Raw genomic sequence first — 16177 nt, forward strand, 5'->3', positions numbered from 1 at the left:
GTTGTTCAATATACTTAACAAGGATCGAAGTTAAAAAAAATTCCCCTACAATGCCTAACTGTTCAGTTTACTTAGCACCCACAAATAATCTTCACGATTCTTCACAAAATCTCGATCTGAAATATCAATAATTTTAACGTTCAAATTCTCTTGATTCCTTAAAAAATTGAGATACCCAGAATTGATTTTTTCGAGATAATCATCTTCAATCTCCTTCTCATATTGACGGCCGCGCTTTTTTATGTTTTGTTGCAGTCTTTCTGTGTTTTGGTACAAGTATATATAGAGATCTGGTCTAGCAATGTCTTTATAGACTTGGTAAAACAATTTCCTGTACAGCCTAAACTCATCGTCTGGTAAGGTTACTTTCGAAAAAATTAAGGATTTATGCACATCGTAATCACTCACCATAAAATCCTTGAACAAATCCAGTTGAGATAAATCGTCTGAAATCTGTTGGTACCTGTCTGCTAAAAAAGACATTTCCAAAGTAAAGGCATATCGTTCTGGTTCTTTATAAAATTTAGGAAGAAATGGATTATCTGCAAAACGCTCTAATATCAACTTCGCATTAAAATCTTCAGAAATTTTGGTTGCTAAGCTTGTTTTACCTGCTCCAATATTTCCTTCTATTGCAATGTAATTATAACTTGAAAAGTTGTATTGCTTTTTAGGGTTTTTCAGCCATATTTTCAGTGGCTCAATAGCGGAGCTATCGTTGCATGCTTCAAACAATTGTGCACAAGATAAGTTTAACTCTGGATGAATATGGTCTGAAGCAATATCGCATAAAGGTTGAAGAACAAATTTGCGGTTCTGCATCTCTGGATGTGGCACAATTAAAGCATCTTGCTTTATGATCTCATCTCCATAGAACAAAATATCTAAATCAATTTCTCGAGACTCATAACCGCTTTTAGTTTTTTGGGCTCTTCCTAATCGCTTTTCTATTTTCTGAAGCATCTTTAAAATGTTTTTCGCCGATAATGGCGTTTCAATTTTAATGACAGCATTAAAAAAGTCTTCACCTTCAAAACCAAGTGCTGGTGTTTTGTAAACCTTAGATATTTTTTTTATTGGGCCAATAGTCTTGAAGACTGCATCAATCGCATTTTGTAAAAACTGGAACTTATTTCCCCTATTGCTCCCTAAGGCTATATATACGATTCTATTTGACTTCATTTAAAGATCAAAATAACTAAAACAATTTTTAATAGATTATCTTTATACCTAGATTTTATTGACAAATTTTAATGACCCTTAAAGACAAGCTCTTAGCCCAACGTATTTATCTTTTTTTAGGTGCACTCTTTATAACTTCACTTGTTGTTTCTAACCTAATTTTTCAAAAGTTTTTTTATTGGTATCCTGTGGACGTAGAATTATTTGGCAGTAAACTCTTTGAGATATCTGTAGGCATACTACCTTATCCCATAACGTTTTTAATTACCGATTTAATCAGTGAAATATATGGGAAGAAACGTGCTAATGATGTTGTGATTGCAGGTATTTTCGCTTCTTTGTTTTCGGTTGGAATTATTTTATTAGCCGATGCAGTTCCGGCTTTGGACAATTCACCGATAAATGACGAGACCTTTAAATTTGTATTTAGTAAAACTATAATTGCTGTAGGCTCTAGTATGTTTGCCTATTTGTTTGCGCAGTTTATTGATATACGCATTTATCATTTTTGGAAAAATCTAACCAAAGGCAAACATTTATGGCTGAGGAATAATTGCTCTACATGGCTATCTCAATTTATAGATACGTTTTCGATTATAGGCTTGCTTTGCTTTTTTGAAGTTCTGCCATGGTCTAGTTTCAAAGGACTTTTAATCAGTGGGTTTTTATTTAAGGTTTTAGTAGCTTTTTTAGACACACCTTTTCTATACTTAGGAGTTTATCTGTTTAGAAAGCGATTCAGTTTAAAAATCAACGAAGAGATAAATTTAGCCTAGTTCTTAAAAAGACTAAATTCTTATTAAATAAAGCCAATACACAACTTTTACCACCCATTTTACGTATCTTTTATAATGAACACCATATATCACATTACATTTTATAATGAAGAAGCTTTTTAAAATTTTAGCGTTACTGTTACTCTTGATTATTAGTGTGCTTATTGCAACTCCATTTTTTCTCGAATCTAAAATAGAGACAATCGTGCAGAATTATGCTGACAACAATCTAAATGCCGATTTAAGTTTTGACGATATAAGCCTTAGTTTAATAAAGAGTTTCCCAAATGCAGAAATCCATGTTGAAGCTCTTAAAATAATTAATCGAGCTCCATTTAAAGACGAAATCTTTGCCACTGCAAAAGACCTTTCTTTTAAAATGCCTATCAAAGAACTGCTAAACAGTTCAGAAGAACCCTTAACTGTAAATGAAATTATTGCAGAAGAGCTATTACTAACTCTTAAAACAAATGCAAATGGCACCAACAACTATGACCTACTTTTAAATAAAGAAAGTGCGCCCAGAGAAGATAGTTCTAAATCAAACAGTTTTAGTTTCAACATAGAAAACTATGAAGTTAACAATAGCGCCTTTACTTATATCAATGAAGAAAACAACACCAAAGTCTATTTATCCGAATTTAACCACAAAGGCAATGGCATATTCTCCGATGACCAATCTGAACTTGACACACAAACCAATTCTAGAATTAGCATTTCGTCAGATAGCACAGACTATTTAAGCAACAACACCATTAAACTAGATGCTCTTATCGATGTAGACTTGGACCAGAATACCTATACGTTTAAAGACAACAAAGCGCTCATAAATGCTTTACCACTTGAGTTTGAAGGCTATCTAAAACTTGTTGAAAACGGTGAAGAGTTCGATATAAAATTCAAAAATCCTGAATCTTCATTTAAGGATTTTTTGGCCATTATTCCTTCAGAATATTCCAAAAATATAAATGAGGTGAGCACTACTGGAAATTTTACGGTTAATGGAAGAATTAAAGGGTTGCTTTCTGAAGAGACCATCCCAACTTTTGATATTCAAATCTCATCAAAAGATGCTTCGTTTAAATACCCTAGCCTTTCAAAAGCAGTTAAAAACATTAAGATTGATGCAAAAATTAAAAATTCAACGGGTCTTATCAAAGACACTTACGTAGATATTAATCAATTAGATTTTAAAATAGATGACGATACCTTTAAGTCAGAAGCCCACATCAAAGATTTAGACAAAAATATTAAGGTTAATGCCAATTTAGATGGCGTATTAAACCTCGCTAATATTACTAAAGCCTATCCATTAGAGCTTAAGAATCAACTTACTGGTGTTTTAAAAGGAAAATTGAATACGTCTTTTGATATGGATGCCATTGAAAAAAATGACTATAAGCGTATAAAAAACAATGGCAGTGTTTCTGTTTTGAATTTTGTATTCTCATCTAAAGACATTGTTAATCCTATTCAAATCAATAAAGCGACTCTAGACTTTAAACCAGGGCTAGTAAGTCTAAATAGCTTTAACGCGATTACAGGAACAAGTGATTTTTCTGCAAATGGCAACATAACGAATTTGCTTGGTTTTCTTTTAAGTGATAAAAAGTTACAAGGTAATTTTAACGTAAACTCCAGCTATTTCGTGATAGCGGATTTTATGGTTGAAGATGATACCGGTTCTGAAACATCTAACAAAAGCACATCAGATGTTGGGTCTTTAAAAATACCAGATTTTCTAGATTGTACAATAAAAGCCAATGCTAAAACGGTTGTCTATGACAATCTTAGCCTCAAAAACGTAAAAGGCGAAGTGCGTATCCAAAATCAAAACGCCAAGCTCGTTAACATGACCTCAGATTTATTCAATGGTCAATTAGCTGTATCTGGAAATATTTCAACGAAAGAAAAACAACCCGATTTTGATATGAAATTGGGAATGCAAGATTTTGACATCTCCAAATCCTTTGAAGATTTAAAATTACTTGAAACCTTAGCGCCTATCGCAAAGGTTTTAAAAGGTAAGCTAAATGCATCAATAGATGTTAATGGATTACTAGATGGAAATTTTTCTCCAGATTTAAAGACAATTGCTGGTAACGCTGAAGCAGAGGTATTAACCACTAAAATAAACACCAATGAAAGTGCAATTTTAAATGGGATAAACCAGAATCTCAATTTTATAAACCTTAATGACCTAAATCTTAAAGATTTTAAAACCACCCTTAGCTTTAAAGACGGAAATGTTTTAATGCAGCCTTTTACAATAAAATATAAAGATATTCCTATTGAAATAAAAGGGTCCCATAGTTTTGACAACGTCATGGACTATGATGCCGTTTTTCAAGTTCCCGCTAAATATTTAGGAAGTGATGTTAACCGACTCATTGGCCAAATCAATGATAACGAAGTCAATAACATAAGTGTTCCCGTTACAGCTAAAATTAATGGCACGTTTTCTCAACCACAAATAACAACAGATTTATCTAAGAGTATTACCAACCTTAGCCAACAACTTATTGAAATTCAAAAACAAAAGCTTATCAATAGCGGTACAGATAAATTTAATGATATAGTTGGTGGACTTCTCGGTGGTAAAAGAGATACTACAAAAACCAAATCTCAAGAAGACAATATCAAAAAAGATGTAGGGTCTGTTTTAGATAATTTACTTAAGGGCAAGAAAGCTTCCGCATCAAAAAAACAGAAGGACTCAACCAAAACAAACTAAATTTTGGCCTTTCTGGTCTATTTTTTACTAAAAACTGTTAATTATTAGCCATTTTCTTGGAATTGTGAATTATTAGACTATTATGTGGGTTGACTAAATTTTAAAAGGAATATATGAGGCAATTAAAAATCACCAAGCAAGTTACCAATAGAGAAGACAAATCTTTAGATAAATATCTACAAGACATTAGTAAAATTCCTTTGATAACTGCGGATGAAGAAGTAGAATTGGCGCAGCGCATTAAAAAAGGTGATCAAGAAGCGTTAGAGAAATTGACAACTGCTAATTTAAGATTTGTGGTATCTGTAGCTAAACAGTACCAAAATCAAGGATTAAAGTTACCCGACCTCATCAATGAAGGCAACGCAGGTTTAGTAAAAGCTGCAAAGAGATTTGATGAAACTCGTGGATTTAAGTTTATCTCCTATGCCGTTTGGTGGATTAGACAATCTATCTTACAAGCATTGGCAGAACAATCTAGAATTGTAAGATTACCACTTAATAAAATAGGAACAATTAACAAGATAAATAAAACCTATTCTCATTTAGAGCAGATATATCAGCGTCCTCCAAACGCAGCAGAAATTGCTAGAGAACTGGACATTAGTGTTAGAGAGGTTAAGCAATCCATGAAAAACTCTGGGCGCCACCTGTCCATGGATGCGCCGTTAAAAGACGGAGAAACATTTAGTTTATACGATGTTGTTAGCGAAAAAGATTCACCAAGACCAGACAAAGACCTCATGCACGACTCACTTCAAATTGAAATTGAACGTGCACTAGATACATTAACCCAAAAGGAAAAAGATGTCATCCGTCTTAATTTTGGGATTGGCAATCAGCCTGCAATGTCCCTCGAAGAAATTGGAAATATTTATGATTTAACACGAGAGCGTGTTAGGCAAATTCGGGAAAAAGGTATTCGCAGATTACGCCATGCTAGTAAGAGCAAAATTCTAAAAACCTATTTGGGATAAATTATTTTTTATTTTAAATAAGTTGGAGTATATTTGCCACCCATTTAAAGAATTGAGACAACATAATTAAGGTTCCATGATTAAAATAGAAATCAAAGAAGGTGAAAATATAGAGCGCGCTTTAAAAAGATATAAGCGTAAACACAGAAATGTTCAAATAATGCAAAACTTAAGAGAATCGCGTTATTTTACTAAGCCTTCTGTTAAAAGAAGAAGAGAAATTCAAAAGGCAGAATACATCCAAGGCCTAAGAGATCAAGAAAATATTTAAGATTAGATATCATTCTGTTAAAAAAAAAAGAGCAACATAAATGTTGCTCTTTTTTTTTGGATAACCAATTTGCACTACCTGAATTTTTCTTTTTCAACAGGAACCTCAATAGGCTCAATGGGTCTATCTTCGTAGAAATGCTCGAAAGTTTTGTCCGTTGTATAATCGTCAGTAAGAACCTTATAAACCATAATTACCAAAAATACTTGGCCAAGTACAGTTAAGTAGAACACCCAATTGAAGGGAAAATCCATGGCACTCATTACTGTGATTGTTATAAGTAATAATGTTGTAATTGCTATGTATGGAAATGGTGATGACTTCATTCTTCTTTATTTTGTTTAAAGATATTTATTTTTAATTAAACAAAATAACATTTAACGCTACTCTAACATCTTATGCTAAAGCAATTTCAACCACCAACCCTTCATTTGATCTGATGTTAAAAACCCTTTCATCTTCGAACAATAGATATTGACCTTTAATTCCAACCAATTGACCAGAATAAGTAGAGACTTTAGACAGGTTTAAACTGTTGGGTTTTTTTGGATAATGTTCTACCGGAAAGTTAATATTGGTCTCTTTATTATGCTCTAAAACATAAGGTTTTACTTCTTCTGGTATATAGATTTTAAGACGGTCTCGCCATTCCATTAAATCTTCATCCTTAAGATTGTTCTTTAGCATATTACGCCAATTAGTTTTATCTGCAACATGCTCCTTAAGCGCAACTTCTGTAATACCTGCTAAATATCTATTAGGAACTTCGACTATCTCTATCGCCTCATGGGCGCCTTGATCAATCCATCGTGTTGGCACTTGACTTTTGCGCGTGACACCAACTTTTACATTGCTTGAATTTGCCAGATATACAATATGCGGTTGTAATTGTATCTTCTTTTCAAACACCAAATCTCTATCTTCCTTATTTAAATGTGCTGTACTTAACTCTGGCCGCATAATCCAATCTCCTGCAAGTGGCTTTTCAAAAAAACAAGTTCTACAAAAGCCCTGCCTAAAGATAGGACGACTTAAACCGCAACTCAAACACTGCTCTCCTACTTTGGTTATTGATATGGTTTTGTTAAGCAGTTGATTCATATGAATAAAATCATTTTCGAAGACCAAATAATATTGGATAGGGTCTAAAAACTCTGTTTGCATTTTTGTAAGTACACCAGTATAAAGCATTAAAGAATTTTAGTATTTTTAGCGTGATTATTAGCGTAAAGATAGCCATTCCATGCCAATTCCTATTGTAAATTCCATCGCTTCGTGGTTTTTAAAAAAGCGGTTTCATCAAATTGATCTTTTTTTAAAATATCCTAATGAGGTACAATCCGAATTGCTTTTTAGCCTTCTTAAATTTGCGAAGGATACCGAAATTGGAAAGCAGTATGATTTTGCCTCCATAAAGACTTATAAAGAATTTAATGAGCGTATTCCTATAGTTGATTACGAAACCGCTCAACCCTCTATAGAACGCTCAAGAAGAGGAGAGCAGAATATCTTTTGGCCTAGACCTATTAAATGGTTTGCCAAATCCAGTGGTACTACAAATGCAAAGAGCAAATTCATCCCTGTAAGTAATGAGTCGCTAGAGGATTGTCATTACGCGGCAAGTAAAGATTTACTTTGTATGTACCTTAACAACAATGAAGGTGCTCAATTATTTACCGGTAAAAGTTTGCGTCTCGGCGGTAGCAAGGAACTCTATAAGGAAAACGGTACTGTTTTTGGCGACCTAAGTGCTATTTTAATTGACAATATGCCATTTTGGGCCGAGTTTAGTAGCACACCGAGCAGCAAGGTTTCTCTTATGAGCGAGTGGGAATATAAAATGCAAGCCATTGTTGAGGAAACCATTAATGAAAATGTAACTTCTCTTGCTGGTGTTCCCTCTTGGATGTTAGTACTTCTCAATGCTGCTCTAGAGCATACAAACAAAGACAGCCTCTTCGATATTTGGCCAAATCTCGAAGTCTATTTTCACGGTGGCGTTAGTTTTAGTCCCTATATAGAACAATACCGAAGAATTATTCCTTCTAAAACATTTAAGTATTATGAAATTTATAATGCTTCTGAAGGGTTTTTTGCCATTCAAGACCAAAACTATTCCGGCGACCTTTTATTAATGTTAGACTATGGCATTTTTTATGAATTTATACCAATGGACAGCTATGGTAAACCGGAGCAATATGCCATTCCATTAAGCGAAGTTAAGCTCAATACTAACTACGCCCTTGTTATAACTACAAACGCCGGACTTTGGCGTTATAAAGTTGGAGATACTATAAAATTTGTGAGTTTAAATCCGCATCGCATAAAAGTCACCGGTAGGACTAAGCATCATATCAATGCATTTGGCGAAGAGCTTATCATTGAAAATGCCGAGGAAGCCCTAAAAAAAGTATGTAAACGCACAGCCTCTGAGATTGTGGATTATACCGCCGCTCCAATTTTTATGAGTGGTAAAGAAAAAGGTGCTCACGAATGGATTATAGAATTTAAAACACCACCAAAAAATATTAATTATTTTAATGAGTTATTTGATAATGCCCTCAAAGCACTTAACTCTGATTACGAGGCTAAACGCTATAATAACATAACCTTAAACAAGCCTAAGATCCATATGGCGCGTACAAATCTTTTTTACGACTGGCTCAAAGCCAATGATAAACTCGGTGGCCAGCACAAGGTGCCAAGGCTGTCTAACTCTAGAGATTATGTAGAGGCGTTATTGAAGATGAATGGCCCATAGCAATTCATCGGTAAAATTGGTATTGCCTTTACCCAAATCGAAATAATGATCCCTTAAGCCAAAAGATTAGACATTTCTTTTATTAGAACACATTGGGCTCTATATTCGTATCAAATAAATGTGCTATCAACAATATTGCCATCTCTTAAAAAGCATACTAAAGAATGCAATATTAAATTAATCGATCCTTAATTATAAAGAAAGCCACAACTTAAAAGTTGTGGCCTTTTTGTTCTAAGTAGATATTAAACTAAGATACCGCCTTAAGCTTTTTCAATGTAGATTTAGAAAGGCGTTGCTCGGCATAAGCTTTCGTAACATTAAGCTTTGTTTCACCAGAACCCGGTAAATTAAACATAGCTTCGGTTAAAATCTCTTCGCACAAGGATCGCAATCCCCTAGCACCTAACTTGTATTCAATTGCTTTACCTACAATATAATCTAAAGCCCCTTCTGTAATGGTAAATTCTACCTCGTCCATTCCAAACAACTTTTTGTATTGCTTAATAATGGCATTCTTTGGCTCAGTCAATATAGCCCTTAAGGTATGAGCATCTAACGGATCCATGTGAGTAAGCACAGGCAAACGTCCTATGATTTCTGGTATCAATCCAAAATCCTTTAAATCTTTGGGAATGATGTACTGCAAAATATTGTCATTATCTACAATATCACTCTTTACAGAACTGTAGCCAATGGCCTGCATATTAAGACGTTTGGTTATTACACGCTCTATGCCATCAAAAGCACCTCCGGCTATAAAAAGAATATGCTCCGTATTGACCTCAATAAATTTTTGGTCTGGGTGTTTACGGCCACCTTTTGGTGGAACATTAACAATGGTCCCCTCTAGGAGTTTTAGCAAGGCTTGTTGCACGCCTTCACCAGATACATCACGTGTAATCGAAGGATTGTCACTTTTCCTAGCAATCTTATCGATTTCATCTATAAAAACAATACCACGCTGGGCTTTCTCAAGATTATAATCTGCTGACTGTAGTAAACGTGTTAAAATGCTTTCTACGTCCTCTCCAACATAGCCCGCTTCGGTTAACACCGTTGCATCTACAATAGCAAGCGGAACGTTTAGCATTTTAGCTATGGTTTTGGCCATTAAAGTTTTACCTGTACCGGTTTGCCCAACCATAATGATATTACTTTTCTGGATTTCAATATCATCATCCGTAGGTGGCTGCAGCAAACGCTTATAATGATTATAAACTGCTACAGACATGACGCGTTTTGTGTATTCTTGACCAATTATGTACTCATCTAAAAAAGCTTTAATCTCTTTAGGCTTTCTCAACATTAATTCTGCACTGAGCTCACTTCCTCCAACTTGTTTAGATTCTTCTACAACAATCCCATGAGCCTGCTCGATACATCTATCGCAAATATGGGCATCTAAACCTGCAATAAGCAGATTGGTCTCTGGCTTTTTCCTACCACAAAATGAGCATTCTAATTCTTCCTTTGCCATAATATTAATTCTTAATTGTCGGTTTTAGTCGCAATCAATAGAGATTACTTGCGTTCTAAAACTTCATCAATCATACCATAATCTAAGGCCTCGCTAGATTTCATCCAATAGTCCCTATCGGAGTCTTTTTCTACTTCTTCATAAGGTTTACCTGAGTGGTTTGATATAATGGTATATAATTCTTCTTTTACTTTAATGGTTTCTCTTACAGCGATTTCCATATCGGAGACCTGACCTTGCGTTCCACTCATTGGTTGATGAATCATTACTCTTGAGTGTTTAAGAGCAGATCGTTTTCCCTTTTCACCTGCGCATAACAGCACTGCTGCCATTGAAGCAGCAATACCTGTACAAATAGTAGCAACATCTGGTTTAACAAACTGCATGGTATCATAAATTCCTAAACCAGCATAAACGCTACCTCCTGGAGAATTAATATAGATTTGAATATCCTTTGAAGCATCAACACTTTGAAGGAATAACAACTGTGCCTGAATGATATTGGCAACTTGATCATTTACTCCTGTCCCCAAAAAGATAATACGATCCATCATTAATCTAGAAAATACATCCATAGCAACAGCGTTCATTTGCCGTTCTTCAATAATATTTGGTGTAAGATTAGTAGGATACATACTTGTTAAAACCTTATCAAAATAAAGGCTATTAACACCTTGATCTTTTGTGGCGAATTTTTCAAACTCTTTACCGTAGTTCATATAGTTTTTATGCTTTTAATTAATGTAATTAAATTTTCCTTTTTTTACTTTTTATTGATACAAACAGCTAGGATAACTCAAAAATTGCGACTCAAAGTGCCTATCAAAAAAAAGCGTAAAACCTTTCCGTTTTACGCCTTAAAGATACTAATATTTTTACAGACTAATTAACTGTAAAACTCCTTCACAAAATCATCATAAGTAATCTCTTTTGTTTTGAGATTAACCTCGGTCTTGTAGAAGTTTAATAGTTTTTGACTCATTAATTGTTCTGAAAGGCGTTTTACCTCGTCTTGATTAGACAAGATTCGCGCTGCGATGTCCTCTAATTCTTTTTCTGTAGGGTTCATTTGACCAAACTGTGCCATCTGCCCTTTTATCATCTCCATAGCATACGCTTTTAAATCTTCAAACTGTACTTGGAGGTTGTTTTCTTGAATTATTTTGCCTTCTATAAGTTGATAACGAATACCCTTTTCTGATTTTTCATATTCGCTTTTAGCCTGCTCCTCGTCCATAGGTTCTTCTCCTGAGGTCTGCATCCACTTTTGGAGGAATTCTGCTGGCAAATCGAACTTAGTACTATCAATTAAATATTCCGTAACATCATTTAAGAGTTTTTGGTCACCCTGCTGCGCAAATTGTTTCTCTGAGTCCGCTTTAATGCGCTCTTTTAATTCTGTAGCTGATGTGATGACATCTTTACCAAACAACTTATCAAATAATTCTTGGTCTAAGTCAGCCAACTCGCGTTTATTAATTTCAGAAACTTCGAAGTTTACTTCAATATCTAAGCCATGGGCGTCGTCATGGGCTACTTTCAGATAAGTCATTAAGTCATGATCATTATCAAATAAGCCTTTTGTTTTCAAGGTTATAATATCACCGACCTTAGCTCCTACTAATTTTTTAGTATTAGCTTTTCCCTTTATTTTATCTAAAGAAAGGGTTGCTACATTTTCAACACCCTCTTCTTCATTTGAAAATTTACCTGTAATCTCAGAATCTTCGTCAATAGCTTCTTGAGGTATAAGTTTACCATATTGCTTTTGCAGATGTTTAACTTGGTCATTAATCATTTTATCATCAGCAATGATGTTATAATGTGTTATGGCTTTTTTGCCTTTTAACTTAACATCGAATTCTGGCGCCAATCCTAATTCAAACTCAAAGGCAAATGCATCCGCACCCCAATCTAAATCGTCTTGTGGCTTTGGAAGTGGATTACCTAGCACATCTAGTTTTTCTTCAACTAGATATTTGCCTATAGCATCTTGCAATAATTTATTAACCTCATCAACAAGCACTGCTTTACCATATTGCTTTTTTACTAAGCTCATTGGCACATGTCCTTTTCTAAACCCAGGAATGTTGGCAGATTTACGATAATCAGATAGGACTTTTTCTACCTTGTCGCTGTAATCATCCTTAGTAATTTCTACTTTGACCACCGCATTTAACGCATCGCTGTTCTCTCTTGTAATATTCATCTTTATTGTAACTAAAATTGGGCTGCAAATTTACGATAAATTTTACAACCCAACAATATTTTAAGCTCTTGAAAATGAACTAGTTTTTCTCCTCTTTAAACAGGGCCTGTAAAAAGGATTGAAGTATAGATAGTAAAATACTAAACAGCAAGGCCCACCAAAAATTCTCCACTCCAAAACCATCTACCAATTTATCTGCTAAAAGAACAATCAAAGCATTGATTACAAATAAAAAAAGACCCAATGTAAGGATTGTTGCAGGTAAGGTAAAAAGTATTAATAACGGCTTGACCAACACATTGAGTATTGCCAGTACAACAGCAACAATGATTGCTCCTAAATAGCCGTCTACTGAGATACCAGATAAAAAATGGGATAAGATTAATACTGCAAAAGCATTGATTAACAGTCTGAGAATTAAATTCATTGTATTGCTATTTTTTAATTTCTAATTTGAAACGCTACTGGAAAAGAATAAGGTACTTCAACAGGTTCATCTCGTTTGATTCCAGGAGTCATTTTTGGCAATAATCCTATAATCCGCTTACACTCTTCTTGCAAAGAGACATGTGGTGTTTTAGCACTAGTAAAGTTGACCTTTCCTTCTTTATCTACCTTAAAAGTAATAATAATTCTATGTAAACCTGACAATCCTTGGTTAACTGCTACCTCTATATTAAAGTTTTTATTAAAATGAGTAGCAACCTTTTGACTCATGCAATTTCTTTTGGTAATATTAGTTAAATTACCCTCACAACCAGGATAAATAGGTACGCGATTAAAGAGACCAGAAGGCACTGTAGTTGGGCGAATAATATTAGCGACTTCTGCATTTAATGCAATTCCGTTATTAAATTTTACTTTATCTATTTTAATACCCTCTACATCGTATTTAGTCCAAGATTTACTGAGCTTATTGTCTTTATAACTTCCTTTCCATTCTAATATACCTTCAGTACTATAGCGTTTTTCGACACCTTGCTTTTTATCCTTAACATTATATCCTTCTAATTTTAGTACTCCAGATTTGTTATAGCTCTTATACAGTCCTTCTCTATAGCCATCTTTGTAAGTGACTTCCCAGATTAAATTCCCGTCTTCATCGAAGCTTTTCCAGAGCCCTACTATCTCAAAATTTTCATAATAGGCCTCAGTTTTAACGGCTCCGGTTTTATAAAAGCCCTTGCAAAAGCCAGTTTTATATTGGCGTTCATAAAATAATTCTCCCGTTTTATAATATGCGGTATTGATATAAACTCCCTTTGATTTTTCTGTTTTCTCGCTTATTTGCCCATTTTCATAATAAACTACATATTCAGGATTCCTTTGTCCCTTTGTATATGAACTCTGGCGCTGAAGCTGACCATTTTTGTAGTAGGATTTCCAATCCCCATGATTTTTATTTTCTAACTTAAATCCTTCCGTTTTAAGCTCTCCCGTTTCATAATAATCTTCAAAGGGCACTAATTGTTGAGCGAAAGAAAACTGAACACACAGTATTAGTAATAAGATTCGAGGGAAGGCCATAGAATGCGTTTTGAACTTTAAAATTAAGGATTACATCATAAAAACTCTAAAACAGCCTTAAAAAAAGCCTCTGGATTTTCGGCATGCAACCAATGCCCTGCATTTGCAATAGTCACTAAATTAGAATTTGGGAAATGTTGCTTTATAACTAGTTCATCAGAAGTGTCAATATATTCAGATGTATCACCTCTAAGAAATAAGGTATCACCTTTAAACACAGCATGTTTAGGCAAACTTTCACCTACCTCCGAGACATGTTCAGTCAATGCTTCTAAATTGATGCGCAAACCAAGCTGGCCCTTTTCTATCCAATATAAGTTTTTAAGCAAAAACATACGGACACCGTCATTATCCACAAACTTACTCAATGCCTCATCGGCTTCACCACGAGATTTTATGAGCGAAAAATCTAAATGTGAAAGACCCTCTAATATGGCTTCGTGGTGCACTGGATAATAGCGCGGTGAAATATCTGCAACAATTAATTTAGAAACCATTTCAGGATATTGAGAAGCAAAAAACATAGCTGTTTTTCCGCCCATACTGTGCCCTAGCAAAATGATGTCCTTTAGGCCATGATGTTCACAATACTCCTTTATATCTTCTGCAAGAATCTCGTAATTAAAGTCTGCAGAATGAGAACTTCTTCCATGATTTCTTTGATCGACTAAATGCATTTCAAAATTGATTTCAGAAAATCTTTTGGCAAGCGTTTTCCAATTATCACCCATACCCAGAAATCCGTGTAAAATCAAGAACGGCCGTCCGTTACCAAATGTGTTGGAATGTAAAATCATTGTAATCGGTGTAAATACATTTGAACCACATTTTCAATACCAAAGTAAAGGCTTTCGGTAATAAGGGCGTGGCCTATGGAAACTTCGAGCAATCCTGTTATGTTTTCTTTGAAAAATTTGATATTTTCTAATGATAAATCATGGCCTGCGTTGATTCCAAGTTGGAGTGAATTGGCTAACCCTGCACATTCCATGTATGGTTCAATAGCCTTTTTATTACCCAATTTATATTGTTGTGCATAGGTCTCTGTGTAGAGTTCAATTCTATCGGTTCCGGTGGCCTTTGCGCCTTCCACCATATTTAAATAAGGATCTACAAAAATAGAGGTTCTAATGCCATTGGATTTGAATTCTGAAATAACTTCAGTCAAAAATGTTTTATTTTTAACGGTGTCCCATCCGGCATTTGAAGTAATGGCATCTTCTCCGTCCGGTACTAAGGTTACCTGAGTTGGCTTAACTTCTAAAACCATATCGATAAATTTAGGCATGGGATTGCCTTCTATGTTAAACTCCGTATAAATTTCTGGTTTTAAATCGTAAACATCTTGATAACGAATATGCCTTTCATCTGGTCTTGGATGCACGGTGACGCCTTCAGCACCGTATCTCTGAACATCTTTTGCAAATTGAACAACGTTTGGAACATCTCCTCCTCGGCTATTTCTTAGTGTTGCTATTTTATTGATGTTAACACTTAACTTAGTCATCTATTATCCCTTTTTTCACTGCAAAAATACAAAGTGCTTAACTCATATTGTGGTTAATTTTGATTAATTTGCACTTCGAAATATTGCCATATTTATGCAGCTTCAAGAATTTATTATAAACGATATCAAACCGCTTCGCTTAGAAGATAAAATCAGTGATTTACAATTGGCTTTTAACCAATTGACCTATTCTCATATTCCAATACAAAATGAGAGTTTGTACTTAGGGTGCATATCCGAAACTGACGCTCATTGTTTTGAATCTGCTTTAGCCATCAAAGACTGCAAATATGCGATAGAAGGTTTTTATGTTAGGGATACCACAAATTGGCTTGATGTCCTTGAGGCTTTTGCCCAAAACGACAGCAATATTATGCCTGTGCTCAATAAAGAGAATATTTATTTAGGCTATTATGAACTAAATGATATTATGCATTTATTCAACGAAACACCATTTTTCTCCGAACCTGGTGGAATTCTTATCGTTGAGAAAGGCATCAATGATTATTCGTTTAGCGAAATCTCTCAAATTGTAGAATCTAACGATGCTAAACTTTTAGGAGCATTTATCTCTAAAATGGATGGAGACCTTGCAAGCATTACTATTAAAATAGGCAATACAAGCCTTAACGATGTTATACAAACATTTAGAAGATACAGTTATACCATTGTATCAGGACATGAGGAGGACTCTTATTTAGAAAGTTTAAAGGAGCGCTCCAAGTATTTAGATAAATACTTAAATATCTAGTG

At 34.5% G+C, this 16177-nt stretch carries 16 protein-coding genes; 6 read left to right on the forward strand and 10 right to left on the reverse strand.

What is annotated here, in order from left to right; genetic code table 11:
* Positions 1–54: 54 nt before the first annotated feature.
* Entirely contained in the window at positions 55–1182 is a 1128-nt protein-coding gene (gene folK, locus J4050_RS10225) for a 2-amino-4-hydroxy-6-hydroxymethyldihydropteridine diphosphokinase (protein WP_208154483.1), read from the reverse strand.
* A gap of 71 nt (positions 1183–1253) precedes the next feature.
* On the opposite strand from folK, the gene J4050_RS10230 reads away from it, so the two are divergent.
* The 4 genes from J4050_RS10230 (at position 1254) to rpsU (ending at position 5940) form a co-directional block, all read left to right on the forward strand.
* Positions 1254–1958 (forward strand): queuosine precursor transporter, encoded by a 705-nt coding sequence (locus tag J4050_RS10230; RefSeq protein WP_208154484.1) that lies wholly within the window; start codon positions 1254–1256, stop codon positions 1956–1958.
* A gap of 106 nt (positions 1959–2064) precedes the next feature.
* Complete coding sequence (locus tag J4050_RS10235) at positions 2065–4692, forward strand: AsmA-like C-terminal region-containing protein (protein WP_208154485.1); 2628 nt, start codon at positions 2065–2067, stop codon at positions 4690–4692.
* A gap of 113 nt (positions 4693–4805) precedes the next feature.
* Entirely contained in the window at positions 4806–5669 is an 864-nt protein-coding gene (locus tag J4050_RS10240; RefSeq protein ID WP_208154486.1) for a sigma-70 family RNA polymerase sigma factor, read from the forward strand.
* 76 nt (positions 5670–5745) lie between these two features.
* Positions 5746–5940, forward strand: a complete 195-nt coding sequence (gene rpsU, locus J4050_RS10245) for a 30S ribosomal protein S21 (RefSeq protein WP_208154487.1) — start codon at positions 5746–5748, stop codon at positions 5938–5940.
* Positions 5941–6014: 74 nt separating this feature from the next.
* On the opposite strand, the gene J4050_RS10250 is transcribed toward rpsU, so the two are convergent.
* Positions 6015–6266: a hypothetical protein gene (locus J4050_RS10250; protein ID WP_208154488.1), complete on the reverse strand. Its 252-nt coding sequence runs from the start codon at positions 6264–6266 to the stop codon at positions 6015–6017.
* A gap of 70 nt (positions 6267–6336) precedes the next feature.
* Complete coding sequence (locus J4050_RS10255) at positions 6337–7131, reverse strand: DUF2797 domain-containing protein (RefSeq protein ID WP_208154489.1); 795 nt, start codon at positions 7129–7131, stop codon at positions 6337–6339.
* Between the two features lie 52 nt (positions 7132–7183).
* Between J4050_RS10255 and J4050_RS10260 the strand changes: the two genes are divergently transcribed.
* Positions 7184–8701, forward strand: coding sequence for a GH3 auxin-responsive promoter family protein (locus tag J4050_RS10260; RefSeq protein ID WP_208154490.1), 1518 nt, complete (start codon positions 7184–7186; stop codon positions 8699–8701).
* A gap of 250 nt (positions 8702–8951) precedes the next feature.
* Here the strand turns inward: J4050_RS10260 and clpX are convergent, their stop codons facing one another.
* From clpX to J4050_RS10295, 7 genes are all read right to left on the reverse strand, one after another.
* Complete coding sequence (gene clpX / locus J4050_RS10265; protein ID WP_208154491.1) at positions 8952–10181, reverse strand: ATP-dependent Clp protease ATP-binding subunit ClpX; 1230 nt, start codon at positions 10179–10181, stop codon at positions 8952–8954.
* Positions 10182–10225: 44 nt separating this feature from the next.
* Positions 10226–10900, reverse strand: coding sequence for an ATP-dependent Clp endopeptidase proteolytic subunit ClpP (gene clpP / locus J4050_RS10270; protein WP_208154492.1), 675 nt, complete (start codon positions 10898–10900; stop codon positions 10226–10228).
* A gap of 167 nt (positions 10901–11067) precedes the next feature.
* Positions 11068–12390: a trigger factor gene (tig, locus tag J4050_RS10275; RefSeq protein ID WP_208154493.1), complete on the reverse strand. Its 1323-nt coding sequence runs from the start codon at positions 12388–12390 to the stop codon at positions 11068–11070.
* Positions 12391–12469: 79 nt separating this feature from the next.
* Positions 12470–12817 (reverse strand): phage holin family protein, encoded by a 348-nt coding sequence (locus J4050_RS10280; protein WP_208154494.1) that lies wholly within the window; start codon positions 12815–12817, stop codon positions 12470–12472.
* Between the two features lie 14 nt (positions 12818–12831).
* Positions 12832–13917, reverse strand: coding sequence for a toxin-antitoxin system YwqK family antitoxin (locus tag J4050_RS10285; protein ID WP_208154495.1), 1086 nt, complete (start codon positions 13915–13917; stop codon positions 12832–12834).
* Positions 13918–13952: 35 nt separating this feature from the next.
* Positions 13953–14714, reverse strand: a complete 762-nt coding sequence (locus tag J4050_RS10290) for an alpha/beta fold hydrolase (protein ID WP_208154496.1) — start codon at positions 14712–14714, stop codon at positions 13953–13955.
* Positions 14711–15424: a pyridoxine 5'-phosphate synthase gene (locus J4050_RS10295; RefSeq protein ID WP_208154497.1), complete on the reverse strand. Its 714-nt coding sequence runs from the start codon at positions 15422–15424 to the stop codon at positions 14711–14713. Before J4050_RS10295 ends, J4050_RS10290 begins: the two co-directional genes overlap by 4 nt.
* A gap of 94 nt (positions 15425–15518) precedes the next feature.
* Between J4050_RS10295 and J4050_RS10300 the strand changes: the two genes are divergently transcribed.
* The gene (locus tag J4050_RS10300) at positions 15519–16175 is read left to right on the forward strand and encodes a CBS domain-containing protein (protein WP_208154498.1); all 657 of its coding nucleotides are present in this window, start codon (positions 15519–15521) and stop codon (positions 16173–16175) included.
* Positions 16176–16177: the final 2 nt, after the last annotated feature.

Origin of the sequence: Winogradskyella pelagia (genome assembly GCF_017581965.1) — a bacterium.
GTDB classification, from domain to species: domain Bacteria; phylum Bacteroidota; class Bacteroidia; order Flavobacteriales; family Flavobacteriaceae; genus Winogradskyella; species Winogradskyella pelagia.